At 24.5% G+C, this 21,892-nt stretch carries 22 protein-coding genes and 4 pseudogenes; 9 read left to right on the forward strand and 17 right to left on the reverse strand.

Annotated features, from left to right (window positions below; translation table 4 throughout):
* Positions 1–3 precede the first annotated feature (3 nt).
* Both ABWV63_RS09800 and ABWV63_RS09805 read left to right on the forward strand, forming a co-directional pair.
* Positions 4–1,243: pseudogene (locus tag ABWV63_RS09800) on the forward strand (IS256 family transposase).
* A 48-nt stretch (positions 1,244–1,291) separates the two neighbouring features.
* Positions 1,292–1,459 (forward strand): annotated as a pseudogene (locus ABWV63_RS09805) (transposase); the annotation flags it as partial.
* Between the two features lie 137 nt (positions 1,460–1,596).
* Here ABWV63_RS09805 and lpdA read toward each other — a convergent pair.
* The 17 genes and pseudogenes from lpdA to ABWV63_RS09890 all read right to left on the reverse strand — a co-directional run bounded on the left by lpdA (position 1,597) and on the right by ABWV63_RS09890 (position 14,491).
* Positions 1,597–3,093, reverse strand: coding sequence for a dihydrolipoyl dehydrogenase (lpdA, locus tag ABWV63_RS09810; protein ID WP_353306202.1), 1,497 nt, complete (start codon positions 3,091–3,093; stop codon positions 1,597–1,599).
* A 16-nt stretch (positions 3,094–3,109) separates the two neighbouring features.
* Positions 3,110–4,405 carry a dihydrolipoamide acetyltransferase family protein gene (locus ABWV63_RS09815; protein WP_353306203.1) on the reverse strand — a complete coding sequence of 432 codons (1,296 nt, stop codon included), beginning with the start codon at positions 4,403–4,405 and terminating at the stop codon, positions 3,110–3,112.
* 36 nt (positions 4,406–4,441) lie between these two features.
* Positions 4,442–5,482: an alpha-ketoacid dehydrogenase subunit beta gene (locus ABWV63_RS09820; RefSeq protein WP_353306204.1), complete on the reverse strand. Its 1,041-nt coding sequence runs from the start codon at positions 5,480–5,482 to the stop codon at positions 4,442–4,444.
* A 2-nt stretch (positions 5,483–5,484) separates the two neighbouring features.
* Positions 5,485–6,642, reverse strand: a complete 1,158-nt coding sequence (locus ABWV63_RS09825; protein WP_353306205.1) for a thiamine pyrophosphate-dependent enzyme — start codon at positions 6,640–6,642, stop codon at positions 5,485–5,487.
* Between the two features lie 273 nt (positions 6,643–6,915).
* Entirely contained in the window at positions 6,916–7,356 is a 441-nt protein-coding gene (gene msrB / locus ABWV63_RS09830) for a peptide-methionine (R)-S-oxide reductase MsrB (RefSeq protein WP_353306206.1), read from the reverse strand.
* A gap of 29 nt (positions 7,357–7,385) precedes the next feature.
* Positions 7,386–8,580: pseudogene (locus tag ABWV63_RS09835) on the reverse strand (NADH-dependent flavin oxidoreductase).
* Between the two features lies 1 nt (position 8,581).
* Positions 8,582–9,582: pseudogene (locus tag ABWV63_RS09840) on the reverse strand (lipoate--protein ligase).
* Positions 9,583–9,588: 6 nt separating this feature from the next.
* Complete coding sequence (locus ABWV63_RS09845; protein WP_353307248.1) at positions 9,589–10,056, reverse strand: IS630 family transposase; 468 nt, start codon at positions 10,054–10,056, stop codon at positions 9,589–9,591.
* Positions 10,057–10,062: 6 nt separating this feature from the next.
* Entirely contained in the window at positions 10,063–10,551 is a 489-nt protein-coding gene (locus tag ABWV63_RS09850; RefSeq protein ID WP_353306207.1) for an IS630 family transposase, read from the reverse strand.
* Between the two features lie 48 nt (positions 10,552–10,599).
* Positions 10,600–10,950, reverse strand: a complete 351-nt coding sequence (locus ABWV63_RS09855) for an IS630 transposase-related protein (protein WP_353306208.1) — start codon at positions 10,948–10,950, stop codon at positions 10,600–10,602.
* Between the two features lie 468 nt (positions 10,951–11,418).
* Positions 11,419–11,667 (reverse strand): hypothetical protein, encoded by a 249-nt coding sequence (locus ABWV63_RS09860; RefSeq protein ID WP_353306209.1) that lies wholly within the window; start codon positions 11,665–11,667, stop codon positions 11,419–11,421.
* Positions 11,668–11,712: 45 nt separating this feature from the next.
* Entirely contained in the window at positions 11,713–11,889 is a 177-nt protein-coding gene (locus ABWV63_RS09865; protein ID WP_353306210.1) for a hypothetical protein, read from the reverse strand.
* A gap of 195 nt (positions 11,890–12,084) precedes the next feature.
* Positions 12,085–12,345 carry a transposase family protein gene (locus ABWV63_RS09870; RefSeq protein WP_353306211.1) on the reverse strand — a complete coding sequence of 87 codons (261 nt, stop codon included), beginning with the start codon at positions 12,343–12,345 and terminating at the stop codon, positions 12,085–12,087.
* A gap of 170 nt (positions 12,346–12,515) precedes the next feature.
* Positions 12,516–12,731, reverse strand: a complete 216-nt coding sequence (locus tag ABWV63_RS09875; protein WP_353305932.1) for a hypothetical protein — start codon at positions 12,729–12,731, stop codon at positions 12,516–12,518.
* A gap of 290 nt (positions 12,732–13,021) precedes the next feature.
* A complete protein-coding gene (locus tag ABWV63_RS09880; RefSeq protein WP_353306212.1) occupies positions 13,022–13,222 on the reverse strand; it encodes a hypothetical protein in 201 nt (66 codons plus the stop codon).
* 406 nt (positions 13,223–13,628) lie between these two features.
* Positions 13,629–14,045: a transposase family protein gene (locus tag ABWV63_RS09885; protein WP_353306213.1), complete on the reverse strand. Its 417-nt coding sequence runs from the start codon at positions 14,043–14,045 to the stop codon at positions 13,629–13,631.
* 23 nt (positions 14,046–14,068) lie between these two features.
* Positions 14,069–14,491 (reverse strand): transposase family protein, encoded by a 423-nt coding sequence (locus tag ABWV63_RS09890; protein ID WP_353306214.1) that lies wholly within the window; start codon positions 14,489–14,491, stop codon positions 14,069–14,071.
* A gap of 469 nt (positions 14,492–14,960) precedes the next feature.
* Here ABWV63_RS09890 and rpmE point away from each other — a divergent pair, with 469 nt between their 5' ends.
* The 7 genes from rpmE to prmC all read left to right on the forward strand — a co-directional run bounded on the left by rpmE (position 14,961) and on the right by prmC (position 21,483).
* Entirely contained in the window at positions 14,961–15,290 is a 330-nt protein-coding gene (gene rpmE / locus ABWV63_RS09895; protein ID WP_353306215.1) for a 50S ribosomal protein L31, read from the forward strand.
* 178 nt (positions 15,291–15,468) lie between these two features.
* Positions 15,469–17,439, forward strand: coding sequence for a hypothetical protein (locus ABWV63_RS09900; RefSeq protein ID WP_353306216.1), 1,971 nt, complete (start codon positions 15,469–15,471; stop codon positions 17,437–17,439).
* 14 nt (positions 17,440–17,453) lie between these two features.
* Entirely contained in the window at positions 17,454–18,458 is a 1,005-nt protein-coding gene (locus ABWV63_RS09905; RefSeq protein WP_353306217.1) for a bifunctional oligoribonuclease/PAP phosphatase NrnA, read from the forward strand.
* A 45-nt stretch (positions 18,459–18,503) separates the two neighbouring features.
* Positions 18,504–19,094: a thymidine kinase gene (locus ABWV63_RS09910; protein WP_281749194.1), complete on the forward strand. Its 591-nt coding sequence runs from the start codon at positions 18,504–18,506 to the stop codon at positions 19,092–19,094.
* Between the two features lie 15 nt (positions 19,095–19,109).
* Positions 19,110–20,207 carry a peptide chain release factor 1 gene (gene prfA / locus ABWV63_RS09915; protein ID WP_353306218.1) on the forward strand — a complete coding sequence of 366 codons (1,098 nt, stop codon included), beginning with the start codon at positions 19,110–19,112 and terminating at the stop codon, positions 20,205–20,207.
* Between the two features lie 17 nt (positions 20,208–20,224).
* Positions 20,225–20,626, forward strand: coding sequence for a hypothetical protein (locus tag ABWV63_RS09920; RefSeq protein ID WP_252320576.1), 402 nt, complete (start codon positions 20,225–20,227; stop codon positions 20,624–20,626).
* Positions 20,627–20,652: 26 nt separating this feature from the next.
* Positions 20,653–21,483, forward strand: coding sequence for a peptide chain release factor N(5)-glutamine methyltransferase (gene prmC, locus ABWV63_RS09925; protein ID WP_353306219.1), 831 nt, complete (start codon positions 20,653–20,655; stop codon positions 21,481–21,483).
* Positions 21,484–21,892 lie beyond the last annotated feature (409 nt).

Here is a 21,892-nt window from a genome sequence, read left to right on the forward strand (position 1 = left end):
CTTATGTCTAAAAAACAAAATATTAATAATAATGATCCAATATCAAAAGCAGTAGATTTATTACTAGAAAATACTGAAGATTTAACAACAGTTTTTAAAGAGGGAGGTTTATATAAAGAATTAACAAAAAGATTAGTTGAAAAAATGTTGAATTCTGAAATGCAAAATTATTTAGGATATGAAAAAAATCAACATAATAATAGCGAAAATGCTCGTAATGTTATAAATTCAAAAAAATTAATAACTCAACAAGATAAAATTAAGATTAATGTACCACGAGATCGTAATAGTAATTTTGAGCCAGTAATAGTTGCAAAAAGACAAAGAAGATTTGATGGTTTTGATCAACAATTTCTTTCGTTATATGCCAAAGGCATGACTTTATCAGATATTAGAATGCAGTTACAAGAGTTATATCATGGTGCTGATATTAGTGAAAGTGTTATTAGTCAAATTACTGATGATGTTATTGATGATGTTAAAGTATGACAAAATCGGCCATTAGAAAGTGTTTATCCGATTGTTTATTTTGATTGTATAGTAGTTAAAGTACGACAAGATAAACGAATTATTAACAAATCAGTTTATATAGCACTAGGAGTTGATTTAGAAGGTAAAAAAGATATTTTAGGTTTATGAATTAGTGAAAATGAAGGTTCTAAGTTTTGATTATCTAATTTCACAGAAATGAAAAATCGAGGCTTAAATGATATTCTTATTGCTTGTAGTGACAATTTAACAGGAATGTCAGAAGCAATACAATCAGTTTATCCTAAAACCGAACATCAATTATGCATAGTTCATCAAATTAGAAATAGTTTAAAATATGTTTCATACAAACATAGAAAATCACTAGTTACAGATTTAAAACCAATTTATAGTGCATGTAGTGAAGAACGAGCAATGCAAGCTTTAGAATCTTTTGAAAGTAAATGAAATAAACAATATCCTCAAATTGCTAAATCATGATATAAAAATTGAGATAATTTAATGGTTTTTATTAGTTATCCTGCAGAAATCAAAAGAGTGATTTATACAACAAATGCTATTGAATCTGTTAATAGTCAATTAAGAAAAGTTATTAGAAATAAAAAAGTTTTTCCAAATGATATGGCAGTTTTTAAAATATTTTACTTAGCAATTGAAAATATAACAAAAAAAATGAACACTGCCCATTCAAAATTGAAATACAGGAATTGCTCATTTTATGATAAAATTTGAATATAGAATTAATCTAAACTAGTAACTTTGTAAAAAGATACACAGATTTTTAAAAAGCCTCTAAAATTTTTGAATCATATGTAAAAATATACTAATTCCAGTATTAAAGCATGGACAAATTATAGTTTTAGATAATGCAACGTTTCATAAATCTAAATTAACACAACAATTAATTGAAAATGCTGGATGCAAACTATTATTTCTTCCACCATATTCTCCTAATTTAAATCCAATTGAACATTTTTGATTTGCTATAAAACATAATATAAGAAAAATATTACCAAATTATTGACCAAATATTAAAAAAGCGATTGATTTTGTTTTTCAAGATATGAGTAAACATTACTTTAGTTAGCTATACATTTTTATTATTTTCTATTTTTTATTAACTTTGTATCATTCTAATTCTAAATCTTGTGCAACATCCATAACTACTTCTGACATTGTTGGATGTGGATGACAAGAAGAGGCTAATTCAACAATAGTACCTTCCGTTTGCATAATATTAACAATTTCAGCAATTATATCAGTAGCCGTTGAACATAAAATATGAGCACCTAGGATTTCTCCATATTTTTTATCAATAATTATTTTAACAAAACCATCAGTCTCACCATCAGCCAATGCCTTACCATTAATAGTAAATGGTATTTTCTTCATCAAATATTCTTTACCTAAAGATTTACATTCATTTTCAGTTAAACCAACACTTGCCACTTCTGGGAATGAATAAATACAACTAGGCATTTTATTATAATCTACTTCTTGCTCTTTCAATGGATTATTATCAGCATCCGTTCTACCTTCTTTAACTAAAATATTATTAAGCGCTGCTAATCCTTGTGTTGATGCAACGTGAGCAAGCATTCTTTGACCATTAGCATCTCCAATTACATATATATTATCAATAACATTATTGTTAGCATCTAAAACTTCCAATTTATTATTTACGGCAAATGCTTGATTAGGCTTAATTTGAATTCCTAAATTAGTAAAACCTTCAGTAATCGGTGTTCTTCCAGTACTTAATAAACAATAGTCACTAGTTACTGTTAATGGTTTTTTATGTTCTTTATCGGTTGCAGCATAATAAGTTAAAGTTTTATCCTTTAATTCATTAACGATATGACCAGTAATAATATTAACACCATTTTTTTCAAGAATTTTAGTTAAAGTTGCGCTAATATCTTCATCTAGTAATGCTAAAATACGATCTAAATATTCAATAATAGTAACTTTAGTACCAAGTGTACTAAATAAACAAGCAAACTCAATTCCAATAACACCACCACCAATAATAGTTAGTGTTTTTGGAACTTCTTTTAAAGAAAGAATTTCATTCGAAGTTAATAATTTTTGGTTTGTTTTTAAATCTTTTTCACTTAAACCTTGTGGACCATTAGTATTATCAAACATTTTTACTTTTGAACCAGTAGCAATTATCATATATTTAGTAGTATATTTCTTTTCTTTACCATCTTTATCTTTCACTAAAATCGTATTTTTATCAATAGCACTTCCAATCCCTAATAATTGTTCTACTTTATTAGATTTCATTAAAAATCCAACACCACCAGTTAAACTTTTAACAACAACAGCTTTACGATCTTGCATTACTTTTCAATTAATTTCAATATTTTTTTTATCTTTAATAGCAACACCATATTTATCAGCATTTTCAATATAATGAAAAACTTTTGAACCCTTTAGTAACGTCTTAGTAGGAATACATCCAACATTTAAACAGACTCCGCCTCAGTTATCTTTTTCAACAATTGCAGTTTTTAAACCCATCTTTGCTGCTCGAGCCGCTGTTACATAACCACCAGGGCCTGCTCCGATAATTATTAAATCAAAATCATAGTTAGACATTTTTTACATTTTCTCCTTAAGCTAAAATTAATGTTGGATTTTCTAATAACTCTTTAAGTCGAGAAAGGAAATAACCAGCAGGCGCACCATCAATAACACGATGATCAATTGAAAGTGATAATGGAAATAACTTATGTTCAACAATTTTACCATCAGCAATAATTAGTTTTTTTTGCATCATCCCTAGACCCAAAATTGCTACCTCTGGATAATTAATAACTGGTGTTCCCATTTCAATTCCTGCTGAACCAAAATTAGTAATAGTAAATGATCCACCTTGCATTTCATCACCTTTTAATAGCCCCTTACGAGCTTTATCACCTAATGAATTAACTTGTCTTGCTATTTCAAATAATGAAAGTTGATCAGCATTTTTAATAACAGGAACTACTAAACCCTTTTCAGTATCAGTTGCCATACCAATGTTATAATATTTTTTAACAAGAATTTCATTATTAGCCATGTTCAAAGTTGAATTAAGTAATTTAAATCGTTCTTCTTTTAACGCTTTAGCAACAGCCTTTACAAAGAATGGCATAAATGTTAATTTAGCACTACCATCTGGATCTTTTTCCGCTGGTTCTTTTAAAGTTGCACGTAATTGTACTAAGTTTTCAGCATCAACATTAATCATTAAACTAACATGTGGCGCTGTATAAATTGATAATGACATTTGATTAGCAACAGCCTTACGGATTCCTGATAATGGTAAATGTTCAACATTACCAAAACTTTCGATTTTAGTAACATTAATGCCTTGTGAACTAATAGTTGTCTCAGAAACTGAAGATATTGAATTAATAGGTGTTGTCGATGCAGTAGCGCTAGTTGTTGTACCAGCATTCTTGGCATTTAATAAATCATCTTTTAAAATTCTACCACGAGGACCAGTTCCTTTAATTGTTCCCATATCAACACCTAAGTCACGAGCCATTCTACGTGCTAATGGTGTTGCTAATACTTTAACCGTTTGTTGAATAGGTTGCGCATTTTGTTTTGGTAATTCAACTGGTGATACTGTAGATGTACTAGCAACTGATTCAGATTTTGGTGAATAATTTGTTGATGAAGGACTTTTATTATCACTAATCGTTCCACCAAATTCAACAATAACAGCACCTGATTTAATACTATCTCCTTCTTTAACAAGAATATTAGAAACTTTACCATCCGCTTCGGCTTTAATACTATCTGAAGCTTTATCTGCTTCAATATCAACAACATTATCACCTTTTTTTACATTATCTCCAACTTTAACATGAATTTGAGTTACAGTAACTTCATCGATTCCATCCATATCTTTAAACTTCAATTCCATCTTTTCACTTTCCTTTCTTTAAACAACTAACTAAACTGGATAATTCATCATTATTTTAACTTTTTTCATAATTTTATCTGGACTAATTATAAATCATTTTTCACCTTTAGACAGCGGAACAGTAATATCATAACCTGTTAATCTTGTTGGAGGACATTCTAAATATTCAAAACACTTTTCATTAACAACGGTAATAATTTCTGAAGCAACTGAAAATGAACGAACCGCTTCTGAAACAACTAATAATCTTCCTGTTTTTTTAACAGAATTAACAACTGTTTCTTCATCTCATGGTTGTAATGTTTGTAAATCAATTAATTCAATTTTAAAATTTTCTTTTTCTTCTAAAATTTTAACAGCAGCTTCACAATCATAAACTTTTGAACCATAAGTTACAATCGTTAAATCAGGTTTTTCTTCAGACTTATATTCTTTAAGAACTTTAGCTTTACCAAGAACAGCCACTTCATAAGCATCACTAACTTCTTCTCTAACATCATATGTATAATTATTGCTAGTATAACTATTAAAATAAGTTCCTAAACATTCTAAAACAATAACAGGATCTGGACTTTCAATTGCTGCCAATAATAATTTTTTAGTATCATTAGGTTTTGAAGTCATAACTACTTTTACACCTGGAATATGACAAAATAAAGCTTCAATTGCTTCTGAATGATGCTCCAAAGCACCATTATTACCATTATTTCAATCATATGAAGGCATACGTACTACCATTTGACAAGTGAATCTACCACGAGAACGATTTCTCATTCGTGCAGCATGACATAACAATTGTTGAAAAGCAGGGAAAGAAAATCCTGAAAATTGCATTTCAATAATTGGATTTAAACCATTAATCGCCATTCCAACGGCACTACCAGCAATAACTGCTTCAGAAATTGGTGCATCAAAACAACGATTAACGCCAAATTTTGCTTGTAAACCTTTAGTTGCTCGAAAAACACCACCAACATTACCGGCATCTTCACCATAAACAACAACATTAGGTTTTTGTTTCATTGCTAATTCTAAGGCTAAAGTAATAGCTTGCACATTATTTCTTTTCATAATTATTTTTTCTCTCCTTCATTGAAGAAAACTTTTGCTTCTGCTTTTTGTTCTATTAATTGTGGTGTTAATTTTTCATATGTATAATCAAATATTTCATCAATTGAAACATTTTCATTTTTTAATGCTCAAGTAATTGCATCATTAACCTTTTTAGTAATTTGTTTATCTAATTCTGCTTGTTTGTTGTCATCTCAAAGTTTAATTGATTTTAAATATTCTCTAATACGACCAATTGGATCTTTTTTTAATCATTCTTGTTCAATTTTATAATCTTCAGCAGAAAAATAATCTTTTTTAATATCAAAAGCAGAATGCGCATTTTGACGATAAGTAACAGCTTCAATTAATGAAGGACCATTACCTTTTTTTGCTCTTTCAATTGCTTCTTGTGTAGCATAATAAACAGAAAAAAAATCATTACCATCAACACGAATATTAGGTACGCCAAACGCTGTTCCTTTTTGTGCAAAAGTTGGACTCATTGTTGCTTTAGTAGTTGGTGTATCTAATGATCACTGATTATTTTCAACAAAGAAAACAACAGCTAATTTATGGATAGCAGCAAAATTAATTGCTTCAGAAAACTCACCTTCAGAAGTACCACCATCACCAATCGTAGTAATAACAATTCCTTTATCGTTTTTATATTTTTCAGCAAAAGCAATACCTGTTGCATGTGAATATTGAGTAGCAATTGGAATATTAACTGGTAAAATATTAACACCTTTCGGCATTTGACTTCCCATTTCATTTCCTAATCAATATTGAATTACTTTTTCAACTGGATATCCAGCAGTAATTCATGCTGCATTGTTACGATAGGCTGGTACTAATCAATCAATACCTGGTCGTAAACAACTGGCATAAGCGACTTCAACACCTTCTTGACCTTTTGAAGATAAAAAGTTAATAACTTTTCCGATTACTTTTGGAATTCCATTTACTAATTTAACTTGTCCTTTTTCATCTTTTTCATAGTTTAATTCCATTTGCATTTGTTCTTGTATTCGTGAAAAACACATGTTTTCATATGCTTTTAATAAAACCTTACTATCAAATTTTTTTAAATAATCAACAAAATTAGGATTAATTACTCCTTTTTCATTTAATATTTGAAAAATTTCTTTTTGGGGATTATCAAATTTCTCAACTCACATTTAAATTTTCCTCCTAAATATTTTAGCTAATTGCAGTTACACTTTTAATTATACTAATTTTTAAAATAATGAATGAACATACTTTTTCATTATACTACTAATAATTGTTGGTTCAAGATAATTTGTACTAAAATATTAATTTATCTCCCGTTTTATTAATATCGTTGTTTATTTATTTTTTACAACATAAAGTCCTAATTTTATTAGGACTTTATAATAAAATTTATAATCATAAAACATTATCAAGATAATAAATATACAATAAAAATATTTTTATTTAATGTAAGATAAATATTCTTCATATCCTTCTGTAATTATTTCTGATAATGGAATAAAACGTAAAGCTGCTGAATTAATACAATATCTTAAACCACCTTCTTTTTGTGGACCATCCTTAAAAACATGCCCTAAATGAATATCATTTTTTTTAGAACGTACTTCAGTAAGCTGCAACATTAGGTTAGTGTTATCTTCCTTTTTAAGGATAACTATTTCACTAATTGGTCTTGTAAAACTTGGTCAGCCATGACCAAAATTACATTTATCTGATGATGCAAATAATGGTTCACCTGATAAAATATCGACATAAATTCCCTTTTCCTTATTATCTCAATATTTATTTTTAAAAGGAAGTTCCGTTACTGAATTTATAATGACCTCATATTGTAAAGTAGTTAACTCATTAATAGTTTTAATTTTTCGTTTTTGTTTCATATTTTTATTGCCTTTTTCTAAACAAAATATTAATTTTTAGTTGAATAATTATTTTCTAACTTTCTTAACTCATCCCTAGTATCTTTAGGTAAACTTTCACCATAATCCATAAGTTTAACCATTTCCTTAAAAGCAGCTTTAGGAATAGCTAATTTTTCAATATCTTTTTCAGTAATATGCAAATTAATTTTATCAATTTGCATAGTTTTTATTTGTCTAACAAAATCAGGTTCGGCTACAAAAACAGAAGATAATCCTATCATATCCCCATATTCTAAGGCTTTTAAACATTTATCAGGACTATTTATACCACCACTCACAATAACAGTAATACGTTGATTAATGTGTTGATAAACAACTTTATTCGCTAATTGATTAAAATATTTCCCCTGAGATTGAACTTTATATTTATATATATTTCTTCCTCAACTGGCTAGTGCTAAATAATCAATTTTAATGTTTATTAATACCTGATCCATGAATTGTAAAAAATCTTCAATTGGATAACCTATTTCTTGACCTCTAGTTTCTTCAACTGTAGCTCGATATCCTAAAATAAAATTTTCACTAGCGTGCTTATCAATTGTTTCTCTTACTGATTGTAAAATTTCTAATCCCGAACGTGAATGATTTTCTAAATTTTAATTACCATAAATGTCATTTCTTTGATTACTAATTACTGAAAAAAACTTGAATTAAAATTTTTTATGCTGAAGAAATTTCGACACCATCAAAACCAGCTTCAATAGCCCTTAAGGTAACTTTTTTATAATCTTTAATTAATTCTTTGATTTGCTTAATACTCAGTTCTTGAACTTCATGTGGGAAAGGATACATAAAAGATTGTTTAGAAGGTCCAACTACATAACCTAAATGATTTAAACTAATTATAGAAAAACTACCTGAATGTGCTAACTGTAAAATAGCTTTTGCGCCTTTTGATTTCATAGCATTAGCAACTTTTTTTAATGAATCAATATGTTCGTCATTAGCAGCAGAAAAACCAAATTCAAAAATTTATCCCTCTAAATTAATATAAGCGGCACTAGATATCGCTAAGTATGCACTATGAGCTATTTTAAGAGCATAATCAATATCTTCTTTACTAGCAAAACCATCATAACTAGAAACATTTAATGTAATTGGTGAAAGCACAAACCGATTATCAAAAGCAAAATTTTTAATTTTGATTGGTGAAAATAACTTAGAATATTTTTTATTAATGTTAACTCAAAATTAATTCTAACAATTGGCCATTATCTATTTTCTTTAAAAAATATGAAGAAATATCCAATTCTTGTAATTTTATTTTTAAATCTTGTTTAATCATTTTAGTACCTTCAAGACTTTTCTCAAAAATAGTTAAATCTTTTGTAGCAAAAAAATCACCACTAATTTTGCAACTTTTAATTTTACCATTATCAATTATTAATGAAATATTCATTGTTCCAATTTCTAAACGTGCTTCACGATTATATTGATAGCAGGGACTTAAACCATAAACCCATTCTCAATTCTTATACTTTTGATCAACTAACTTATCAATTTCTAGTCATTGCTCATTTGATAAAACGTATCGTTCAACATCTGCTATTTTTTCTACATTCATCAATCGTTTAATAATTTCATCTTTAAACTCAAAAATAGTTAATTTTTTGAATTGTTCATTAAGGTGATTTTTTAATTTATCTACTCTTTGATTAATTGATTTAATTCCTTTTGATTCAATTTTTTTACGACTTGGTTTAAGCGCCAAGATCATAGCATCCAAATCAATATCATAAAGCAATGAATAACCACCATAAATAATATTTTCTTCTTTTAACATAGCTGCTCCAGAAACTTTTTTACCATTAATTGTCAAATCATTTTTTCCACTTTGCATGATATTTTTAATTCCCATATCTTTAATCACTTTTATAATTGGCTTATAGAATTCTTGGTAATTAGCATAAATCTAATTAGTATTAGAATTTAATGGAATTAAAAAACAAAAATTTACTGAATTTGAATCAATAAAAATAGTTCCTCCTCCAGTATCACGACACACAACTGGAATATTATTTTTATCCAAATATTCTTTATTAACTTCAACCTCTGGATTTTGAAAATATCCCAATTGAATATGAGGATCACAAATAAAAGGAAATATTATCGTTTTGTTTTTTACTTTTAAATTATGTAGTGCTCATACTTGAATTCTAAAGTATAAGCTCCATCTTTGATATATAGCTAACTAAAGTAATGTTTACTCATATCTTGAAAAACAAAATCAATAGCTTTTTTAATATTTGGTCAATAATTTGGTAATATTTTTCTTATATTATGTTTTATAGCAAATCAAAAATGTTCAATTGGATTTAAATTAGGAGAATATGGTGGAAGAAATAATAGTTTGCATCCAGTATTTTCAATTAATTGTTGTGTTAATTTAGATTTATGAAACGTTGCATTATCTAAAACTATAATTTGTCCACGCTTTAATACTGGAATTAGTATATTTTTTACATATGATTCAAAAATTTTACTGTTGCAATGTCCTTCAAATGCTCATAGGGCTTTTAATTTACCTTTATTTAGTGAACCAATTATACTCATTCTTTTTATTTTATATGCGGGTTTATTATCAAATAATATTTTACCTTTTTCAGATCAACCATATTTATAAAATTCATTATCATCAATTCCAGATTCATCAATATATAGCTAACTAAAGTAATGTTTACTCATATCTTGAAAAACAAAATCAATCGCTTTTTTAATATTTGATCAATAATTTGGTAATATTTTTCTTATATTATGTTTTATAGCAAATCAAAAATGTTCAATTGGATTTAAATTAGGAGAATATGGCGGAAGAAATAATAGTTTGCATCCAGCATTTTCAATTAATTGTTGTGTTAATTTAGATTTATGAAACGTTGCATTATCTAAAACTATAATTTGTCCACGCTTTAATACTGGAATTAGTATATTTTTTACATATGATTCAAAAATTTTACTGTTGCAATGTCCTTCAAATGCTCATAGGGCTTTTAATTTACTTTTATTTAGTGAACCAATTATACTCATTCTTGTTATTTTATATGTGGGTTTATTATCAAATAATCTTTTACCTTTTTCAGATCAACCATATTTATAAAATTCATTATCATCAATTCCAGATTCATCAATATATACTAAATCTTCATTCATTATTTTAGCTATTTCTTTTAAAAAATATTCTTGTTTATTTTTATCTCTTTATTCATATAAAAAAGTTTTTTTATATGAATAATTTAGTTTTTTGAAATAGTTATAAACTTTTTCTTTAGTCATATCACCAAATTTTTCAATTACTTTTTGAACTGTAACATCTTTATTTTGCGCTAAATAATTTTTTAATTCATCTAAATCTTTTATTTTGTGGCTATGTCCTTTTTTATAATTCAAAATTGGTTTTATATGCCCAGTTTCTTTTTTTCTTTTTCTTCATAAGAATAAAGTCTTTCTAGTAATATTGAACACTTTACAAATTTCTTTAATTTTCATGTTTTTACTTTCATAGGCTTCTATTACTTTTCTTCGTAAGTATTCACTGTATGGTTTTGGCATAATTTAATCTTCCTAATCTATTTTAAATATTGCTGAATTGTACTTTTAAATTCAAAAACTGTTTAAATTACATATTATTATTTTACATTATTTATGAGTAAACATTACTTTAGTTAGCTATATATTAATTTTATTAATAAGGAAATTATTAACCAATTACAGCAAAAATTAGAAAATTTACAGAAATAACTCTAATTATAAATTTTATTTTTTAATTGAAGTATAAAAATCTTCTGAACTAATTAAGAAAATATTTTTATTAAAATCATCTAAACTATTAAGAACTGTTTTAAAAACTTTTTCTTTTTCTCCGCAATAAACATAATACATATTTTTTAAATTTTCATTTTTATTTAAGATTTTTAAAATATGTCATTTATTAAAAAAAGTTTCCCCTATAATTAAAATAGAACCTTGTATATTTTCTAATTATTGAATTGTTTCTTCTGTTAAATCTTTATTATTGACTTATCCCAAACTAACAAATGGATATGCTAATCTTTTAGGTTCATTTTTATAATCATTGAATTTCATCATTGTCATCATCATATTGGTTAAATCTTTATTTTTTCAAAAATCATAATTATTTTTATTAAATTCTAATTTATTTAATGTATCTTTTTTAAAATCTCTTATATTAAGACACTTTAAAATACCATGTATATTTGTACATTTTTTATCTTCAAAAATAAAATTAGTAAAATTATCATAATTCAAAGTTAGTACTTTTTCATTTATTAATTTATTTAAATTTTCTTTGTTTTATTTAAATTTAATTAAATTTGATTTTATACTTCTTCCTTTAAATCATATCGAGTTAATATAAGAATACTTAATTGCAATTATTAAGGGAAAATCATTTTTTAAAAATTTAGGTTCATTTTCTAAAATAGGTAAAACTGAATCAATATTTTCAAAATATCATTTTTCATTAGACATATTCCGTAAATAAATTTAATCAATTGTCAATAATAATATTTATAAATTTTTTAGTGTTAATAATTATAGAAGTTAATATTTTTAAAAAAATACTTTAAAAATAAATTTATATTTCAAACACAAAAATTGTTAATATTATTTTTATATTAACTTGATAAAAATTTAAATTTTTAAAAAAATATTAAAAATATTTTTTTATTTTAATGGTTTTGTTTTATTAAAAATTTCACAAAGTAAGTTAAATCTTAAGTACATAATTCTAAATATACTTTTTCTACATTTATTTATTAAAATTTTGAATCTTTTTAATCAAGCAAAAACATGTTCAAATTTAATTCTAATTTTTGAAATAATTTTATTGTAGATTTTTTCTTGTTTAGTTAATTTTTTATTTTTAGTTTTTTTAATTGGTAATATAGTATTTTTATAAATATTTTGTATTCCTTGATATCCCAAATCACAAATAATTATTGTTTTTTCTGAAAATTCAAGATTTTAATTTTTTAATATTTGAAAATCATGTACTTTTCCATTATCAGCAAAAATATCAACAATTTTTTTATTAAAAAAGTCATATATAATTTGAAATTTTATAGAAAACATTCAACTTTTACCAGAAAAATATTCTAACTGTAGTTTTTTTTAGTTGGTCTTTCAATTTCAATTTCAGTTGAATCAATTAAATAAAATTGAAATTCATTTAAATCTTCTTGTTTTTTCTCAATTTTTGATTTATATTTTGTTTTTAAAAACTGATAATCTTTGTCATCACTAAGTTTATTTTCTACTCAAGTAATATTTCGAAAACAACTTGATGCACTCATTTTATATTTAATACTCATTTGGAAAAAAGTATAATATTATTTTCAGTATACTAAAGTCATCATCAATCTTTCTTCAACTGAAAGTTTATATTTTCTACCTTTAGTTTTTTTTAAATTTTCTATTTCAATTAATTTTGTTAACATTTCATCAAAATGAAAACGTTTTATACCAAAATATCTATAAAATTGTTCATTTTTTAATTTTTTTTAAATTTTCAAAATTCATTTTTATCAACACCTTATTAATTTATTAATAAAGAAATTATAAAATAAATTTTAAATTATTAATTAACTTTTAAAAAATTTATTTACGGAATATGTCTATTAATTAAAAAATGATTAAAAGTAAATAAATCATCCCTATCTATTATTAATGGAGATTTTAAAGTATTATCAATATATTCATAAACTTCGCTTTCTAAATCAGATTTTAAAGTTTTTATTTTAGGATTAATTTTTTTACCTACTGCTTTTTCTCCTAACTTAAACGTTAATAAAATATTTGTCATTCTTTTTTTAAAAAAATAAAATAAGAATTAATTGTTGGAAAAGTATCCAAAATTTTGTCATTAGAATAATGTTTTTTATATATTTTTTCTGCTCATGTATGAATATTTTTAAATTCAAAAGAACTTTTATTTTTCTTATTACTAGTAATACCTATAGTAAAACCATTTCCAGTAATTATATTTCTCTTCGATTCATTTTTGATAAATTTTTCTATTAGACATATTCCGTAAATAAATTTAATCAATTGTCAATAATAATATTTATAAATTTTTTAGTGTTAATAATTATAGAAGTTAATATTTTTAAAAAAATACTTTAAAAATAAATTTATATTTAAAACACAAAAATTGTTAATATTATTTTTATATTAACTTGATAAAAATTTAAATTTTTAAAAAAATATTTTTAATATTTTTTTATTTTAATGGTTTTTTTATTAAAAATTTCACAAAGTAAGTTAAATCTTAAGTACATAAGTCTAAATATACTTTTTCTACATTTATTTATTAAAATTTTGAATCTTTTTAATCAAGCAAAAACATGTTCAACTTTAATTCTAATTTTTGAAATAATTTTATTGTAGATTTTTTCTTGTTTAGTTAATTTTTTATTTTTAGTTTTTTTAATTGGTAATATAGTATTTTTATAAATATTTTGTATTCCTTGATATCCCAAATCACCAATAATTATTGTTTTTTCTGAAAATTCAAGATTTGAATTTTTTAATATTTGAAAATCATGTACTTTTCCATTATCAGCAAAAATATCAACAATTTTTTTATTAAAAAAGTCATATATAATTTGAAATTTTATAGAAAACATTCAACTTTTACCAGAAAAATATTCTAACTGCAGTTTTTTTTAGTTGGTCTTTCAATTTCAATTTCAGTTGAATCAATTAAATAAAATTGAAATTCATTTAAATCTTCTTGTTTTTTCTCAATTTTTGATTTATATTTCGTTTTTAAAAAATGATAATCTTTGTCATCGCTAATTTTATTTTCTACTCAAGTAATATTTCGAAAACAACTTGATGCACTCATTTTATATTTAATACTCATTTGGAAAAAAGTATAATATTCTTTTCAGTATACTAAAGTCATCATCAATCTTTCTTCAACTGAAAGTTTATATTTTCTACCTTTATTTTTTTTAAAATTTTCTATTTCAATTAATTTTGTTAACATTTCATCAAAATGAAAACGTTTTATACCAAAATATCTATAAAATTGTTCATTTTTTAGTTTTTTTAAATTTTCAAAATTCATTTTTATCAACAACTTATTAATTTATTAATAAAGAAATTATAAAATAAATTTTAAATTATTAATTGACTTTTAAAAAATTTATTTACGGAATATGTCTATTGTAGAAAATTTAATTTTTTTTAAATTTTCTTGTTATTTAAAATACATTTCGGCTAATACTTTAGTCCCATAAAATCCCATATTATTAACCCTTTCTTAAATTATTTTAAAATATAATTTTTAAACTTTTAAAGGGGGTTTTATTCATATAAAAACAATTTTTAAGTTTTAAATTTCAATAAAATATATAATTTAAAAAAAAATAAAATTCATGATATCTAGCTAATTGAATTAGAACACATTTTTAAAACATAATCTACCAAAATAAAAACTCTATCTATCATTAATATTTATTTGCTTTTTTATATTGTTAATGATATTATTTTTGAGTACTTTTTATTAATAGTAATTTTATAAGCGAGGTGAAACCATGGCAAAAGCAAGCATCCATCCAGAGTATTTTCAAACTAAAGTAACATGTATAACATGTAGCGATAATTTTATAAGTGGTTCAACTAAGGGTAAAGAAATCCGTGTTGATACATGTTCAAGTTGTCATCCATTTTATACTGGAAAACAATCATTTGTTTCAGCAAAAGGAAGGGTTGAACGCTTTAATACAAAAGCAAGTAAACAAGTTGAAACAAAAACAAAAAATGTTGAAATAAACAAAGCAAAACCACAAAATACTAAAACTATTGTATTAGAAACAGCAAAAGATGTTCTAAAACTAACTGATACTAAACAAGTTAAAAAATAATTTTAATTAAACTAGAAACTAATCATAGTTTCTTTTTTTTATACTCTAAAAATAAAATTATTTACAGACATATTTAACATTAATTAATTTAAAATATTGTATGTATACAACCCAATAAATATAGAATATAATTTTAATAGTATATTAAATAAAAAACTTTAAGGTAGGGAATGGTTTTATGGAAAAATCATCTGATTTTAATAAATTGGTAATAAGTAAAGGTATTAGATATAATACTGAGCAAACTAGTAACTTTAATTTTAGTATTATTAATTTATCCGTTGAAAAAGCCGTAAAAGATTGAAGTTTTGAAGGAAAACATCCTAGTTGCTTGGCAATTTTTAGTAATGATGAAGATAATATTGAAAAATTAATTAATGCTCTAGCAGGTTCTTCTGCTATTATGGAGGGTAAAATTTTAATTGATGATATTGATGTTACTTATAATAGTATTGGTTTTGAACGAAAAATGGCTTATGTTAGTATGCATTTACAGAGTTGAAATAAATTATTTAGTATTCAACGTAACTTAGCAAGAACAGCAATTACTAATAAACCTTTTTTACAAGAAATAAGTAATATTAATCAAAAAATTAAGACTGATATCGAAAACTTAAAAAATACAGGTTTAAATTTAGACAGTGGTTATTTTAAAGAAAAATTAATTAATATTATTAAAAATTTTATTAATGAGACACAAAGCGCTCGTAATAATTTTATTAAAGAATATCAATATCAAATTAATCATTTTCATAAAAACTTTGCTCAAGAGAAATTTAATTTTGATGGAAATGAAAAATTAACAGATATTCTAATTAAAAAAATCACCGCCGAAGAAAAAAATATTATTGCAAATAATAACTTGTTATTTTTACAATCTTTGCAAGATCGTATTTCTAGTTTGGAAAGTTTAGTGGGACCATGTTTTTGTAGATGTAATCCACCAAAAGAAAGAAAATGAGAGTTTCAACTACGAGAAATTAGTTTTGTTATTAAAGAAATAAATAATTATTTAAATAGAGAGATTAGTACTACTAGAAGTGAAATTAGAACTACATTAAAAACTTGTAATAATCATAATCAAAATTTTAATAGTGAACTTAATCATTTAGTTTCATATCAACAAATTAAATGTACTCGTAGTCAAATTGATCAAATTTTAGACCAGTGAATTGACTTAGCAGAAGTACAAAGAATTAAATTTAATATGAAACAAGATTTTGTGGCAATGCAACTTTTACCAGATGAAATGCATTTACTTTTAAAAAATATTAAAGATGAAATTAAAATTTATCATGATAAAATTTTAAAAAATCCACAGTTACAAGATAAAGAAACATATCAACAACAATTACAAACTTTATATTCGCAGTTAATTGATGTCCGTGATTTAATTAGTGACAATATTGTTATGATATTTAAACATTTAGATCTAAGTCATTTATTGTCATTACGTTTAACACAATTAACAATAGTAGAGCGAAAAATAATAAAAATCATTCAACAATTAATTGTGCCTACTAAAATTTTAATTTTACATAACCCATTTGAACTTTTAAATGTTGATAATAAAGAACAATTAGCAAATTGAATTAAAAAATTACAAAAATTTTTGAAAATAATTATTATTTTTACAACTAATAATCAAGTTGATATTAATTTATTAGCAACTAATGTTACTGTTATTGAAAATGAAATAATTATTCAACAAGGAAATGTTAGTGAAATCACTGATAAACCATTATCTTTAAATTTATTAAAAGAAATAAATGAACAGCATATTAATATCGCAAAGGGAGAATGAAATGCTCATAATTTATATTTTTATAATGTAAATTTAGGTAAGTTTGGTGCTAAAACCGCTTCTACTATTGCTTTTAAATCAAATGCCATTTTGTTTAGTGCAAAGAAACCACGATTTACTTTTTTAAAAAATTCAATTATTATTAATGGTGTTATTAAAAATATTACTAAAGTTAATGATAAAAAAGCATATTTATTGGTTGAAACTACTAAATCAGAACAATTTGAAGTTTTAACCAATAATAATGATAATTTAGAAGTGGGAACCGTTGGTTGAATTAGTATTACTAAAAATTCAATTTTTGTTTTTGATGATGAAACAAAACAATTAATTGGTACATGATAGAAAGGATATATAATATGAATAAGTTTAAAAAAGAAGCACAAGCAATTTATGAATTAATAAAAATTAGTAATCCAATTATTATTCATCGTCATATTAATCCTGATGGAGATGCTTTGGGTTCACAATGGGGATTAAAAAAAATTATTGAAGATAATTTTGAAAATAAAAAAGTACTTGTTCCAGGTGAAACAAATGAACATATGGCATCATTATTTCCACAACCAACTTTTGTTAAAAAGGAAAATTATGAAAATGCACTAGTAATAGTCACTGATACAACCAATCGCGAACGAATTAGTGGTGAATTTTGAGAAGAAGGAAAAAAAATAATTAAAATTGATCATCATCCAATTGTTGATACATATGGTGATATTCATTTAATTGAAGAAAAGGCTTCTGCTGCTTGCCAAGTAGTGGCGAAATGAGCACAAGTATTGAATTTAAAAGTTTCTGCTTTAGCAGCTAGAAATTTATTTCTTGGTTTAGTTACTGATTCTGGTAGATTTTTGTATCGCTCTGTTAATGAAGAAACTTTTCAGATTGCTAGTTTTTTAGTTAAACAAAATTTTAATTTATTAGACTTATATCAAAGTTTATATATTCAAAATTTAAAAATCGCAAGATTGAAAGGATATATATTATCAAATTTTAAAATTACTGATAATGGTGTTGCTTATATAATATTTAACGATAAAATAATTACTGATTTACAAACAAAAATTATTAGTCAAAATAAAATATTAAATATTAAAGGTGAAGTTGTTTTAACTAGAGAAGATTTAACTAGCCAAGTTAATGTAATGTCAAATATTGATGGTATTAAAATTTGATTAATTGCTGCTTATGATCAAATGAATAGTAAAATCAAAGTTAGTGTTCGTAGTGCAAGATGAATAATTAATGATACTATTGCCAAGTTTGGTGGTGGTGGTCATCAGACAGCAGCTGGTGCATATTTACAAAATATTAATGAAGTTGAAAAATTGATTGATAGTTTAGATAAAATTGCTAGTAAATAACCAGAATTAACAAACAATTAAAATTAGAGATGGGGTTGGATATAAATGTATAGTCGTTATAATGAGGGATGAATTGAAGTAATTACTGGTTGTATGTTTGCTGGAAAAACAGAAGAGTTTATGCGACGTATAAATCGTTTACAGTATGCTAAACGCAAAGTGCTAGTTTTTAAACCCAAGGTTGATATTCGTTATGATGCTAAAAAAGTAGTAAGTCATAAAGGGGTATCTATCACAGCGATAGTAATTGATGATCCAATGCAAATATTAAAACATGTAGATAAAGAAATAGAAGCAGTTGCAATTGATGAAGTACAATTTTTTAAACCATCAATTATTGAAGTGATTAAAACATTAGCAAATCAAAATAAGCAAGTTATTGTTGCGGGTTTAGATCAAGATTTTCGTGGTGAACCATTTCCTGTTACTAAAGAATTATTAGCCTTAGCAGAATTTGTAACTAAATTAGATGCTGTTTGTGTAAAATGTGGTAAAGCAGCAACAAGGACACAACGTATTATTAATGGCCGAGAAGCTAGATATGATGATGAAATTATTTTAATTGGTGCGCAAGAACAATATGAAGCTCGATGTCGTAGTCATCATCGTGTCTTAACAAATAATCAGAATAGATAAATCAGGTGTGATATTATGAATGAAAAAACATTAGAACAGTTAATGCAACTTACTAAAAAATATAGTGAAATTGAAAAGCAGTTAGAAAATCCCGAATTAATTCCTCGTGATAAATACACTGAATTAACAAAAGAACATAGTAGATTAGAACCAATTATTGAACAATATTGAAAATATGAAAAAATTAACAAAGAAATTATTGAAGCAAAAAAGGCATTAGCAACCGAACAGAATCAAGAACTTTGTGAAATGCTTAAAATAGATATTAAAGCAAATGAAATAGAATTAGAAAAAGCAGAAAATGAATTAAAAATAACACTAATTCCTAAAGATATAAATGATGATAAAAATGTTATTATTGAAATCAGAGGAGCTGTTGGTGGTGATGAAGCAAATATTTTTGCTGGTGATTTATATCGTATGTATAGTAAGTATTGTGATATTCAACGATGAAAAATTGAAACTATTGAGGCAAAGGAAGCAATAAATGGTGGATTTAGTTATATTACTTTTATGGTTAAAGGTAAACATGTATTTGCTAAATTAAAGTTTGAGGCTGGTGGACATCGTGTTCAGAGAGTTCCAAAAACCGAATCACAAGGACGAGTTCATACTTCAATTGCAACGGTTGCTGTATTGTCAGAAGTTAATGAAGTTGAAATTAAAATAAATAATTCTGATTTAAGAATTGATACTTATCGTTCTAGTGGTGCTGGCGGTCAACATGTTAATACTACAGATTCAGCCATTAGAATTACTCATATTCCAACAGGTGTTGTTGTAACTTCACAGGACGGACGAAGTCAACATGATAATAAAGATAAAGCGATGCGGGTATTAAGAGCTAAACTTTATGAAAAAAAAGTTGAAGAAGAACAGGGAAGAATTGGTAATTTAAGAAAAACAGCTGTTGGTAGCGGTGATCGTTCAGAAAAAATTAGAACATACAATTATCCACAAAATAGAGTAACCGATCATCGGATTGGATTATCTTTATTAAAGTTAGATCGTATTATGGAAGGCAATATTGATGAAATTATTATTGTTTTAATTAGTAGTGAACAAAAAGAAAAATTAGAAAATATTGATGAAAATATTACAGTATTAAAGTAAAAAAGAAAGAAATTATTATGGATTTTAAGATTTTAGACTCTAGAACAAAAATTTTGTTTTTAATATCAGTTATTTTTTTATATGCGACATTAGGAACATTTATTACATTAACTTTTAGTAGTGGTATTATTCACATTTTATTTTTAGTTTTAACATTATGATTTGCTAGTGCATCTAGTTTAATTTTTCATTATTTATTATGAAAAAATTTAGAATTTTTACGAAATATTAATGGTAATAATATTAATAATTTTGGTTTTATTATTAGTATTTGTAGTTACATTATTCTTTTTCCAATTATTTGTTTATTAACAATTAGTTTTTTATTTATTTTTAGTATTATTGTTTTAATTCTCGTTGTTAATAATTTAATAAAAAAAACTTCAAGAAATAATAATTCATCTGTTAATTTTCAATAAAATATTTATTTTTGGAGTATAAATTAATGACTTATAGAGATTATCTTTTATTAGCAAAAAAAATTAATAAAAAAAATGAACAAATTAATAAGATAATTTTATTAAAGTTTATTAATAAAGATTTATCTTGATTATATGCAAATCTTAGTCAAACAATAGCGATATATTTTTTAGAATCATATTTACAAATAGTTAAAAAATTTGTTGCTGGTTATCCTTTACAATATATTATTGGTTATCAATGATTTCTTGATCATAAGTTTGTTGTTGATAATAGAGTATTAATTCCTCGTAATGAAACTGAAGAACTAGTTAAAAATGTTTTTGTCTATGCACAAAACATTTTTAATAATGATAATTTAAAAGTATTAGATTTAGGGACAGGCAGTGGTGCTATTGCTATTAGTTTATCGTTAAAGAAACCTAATTGAAATATAGTAGCAAGTGATATTAGCAAAGATGCATTAACTATTGCTAAGATTAATAATGATAATTTTAACCTAAAAAATATTAATTTTGTTGAAAGCGATATATTTACAAATCTTAAAAATCATAAATTTAATATTATTATTTCAAATCCGCCATATATTGATGAGACAGCGAATACTTTTTCAAAACAGAATTTACAATATGAACCAAAATTAGCTTTATTTGCTGATCATAAAGGATTATATTTTTATGAAGTAATTTTTCAACAATGTCATGCAGTTTTAGAAAAAACTTTTTTATTAGCATTTGAATTTGGTTTTGATCAAAAAGAAGCACTAACTATTCTTATTAAAAAGTATTTACCACAATATAATTACAAATTTATTAAAGATATTAATAATAAATGAAGAATGCTATTTATTTGGTAAACATTATAACATATAAAAATAATTTAAGAACAATAATTTTGTCACTCAAAAGGTGACTATTTTATTTTTTGAAAAGGAAAATCTCATTGAATCTTTCAATTAGGATAACGGGGGCAGTTTTAATGTGGCGTATCATTGAAATATTAAAATATTTTCAGTATTCTTGTTCGGTTAATATAGCATTTCTAATGGAAAAATTTAATGTTACATTTCGAACTTTACAAAGAAATATTACTTTTATTAATACAATGTTAATAAAAATTAGTAATTGCAATATTTCCAGAAAGCAAGATTACTTTGTAATTAATGGTGACAATGAAATAGTAGCGATAAATACTTTGCTTACACAGTTTATCCACATATCCAATGAATATCCTTTTGTTAGAATGAGTAATTTGTTCTTAATATG

The organism is Spiroplasma ixodetis, assembly GCF_040369795.1.
GTDB lineage: Bacteria > Bacillota_I > Bacilli_A > Mycoplasmatales > VBWQ01 > Spiroplasma_E > Spiroplasma_E ixodetis_B.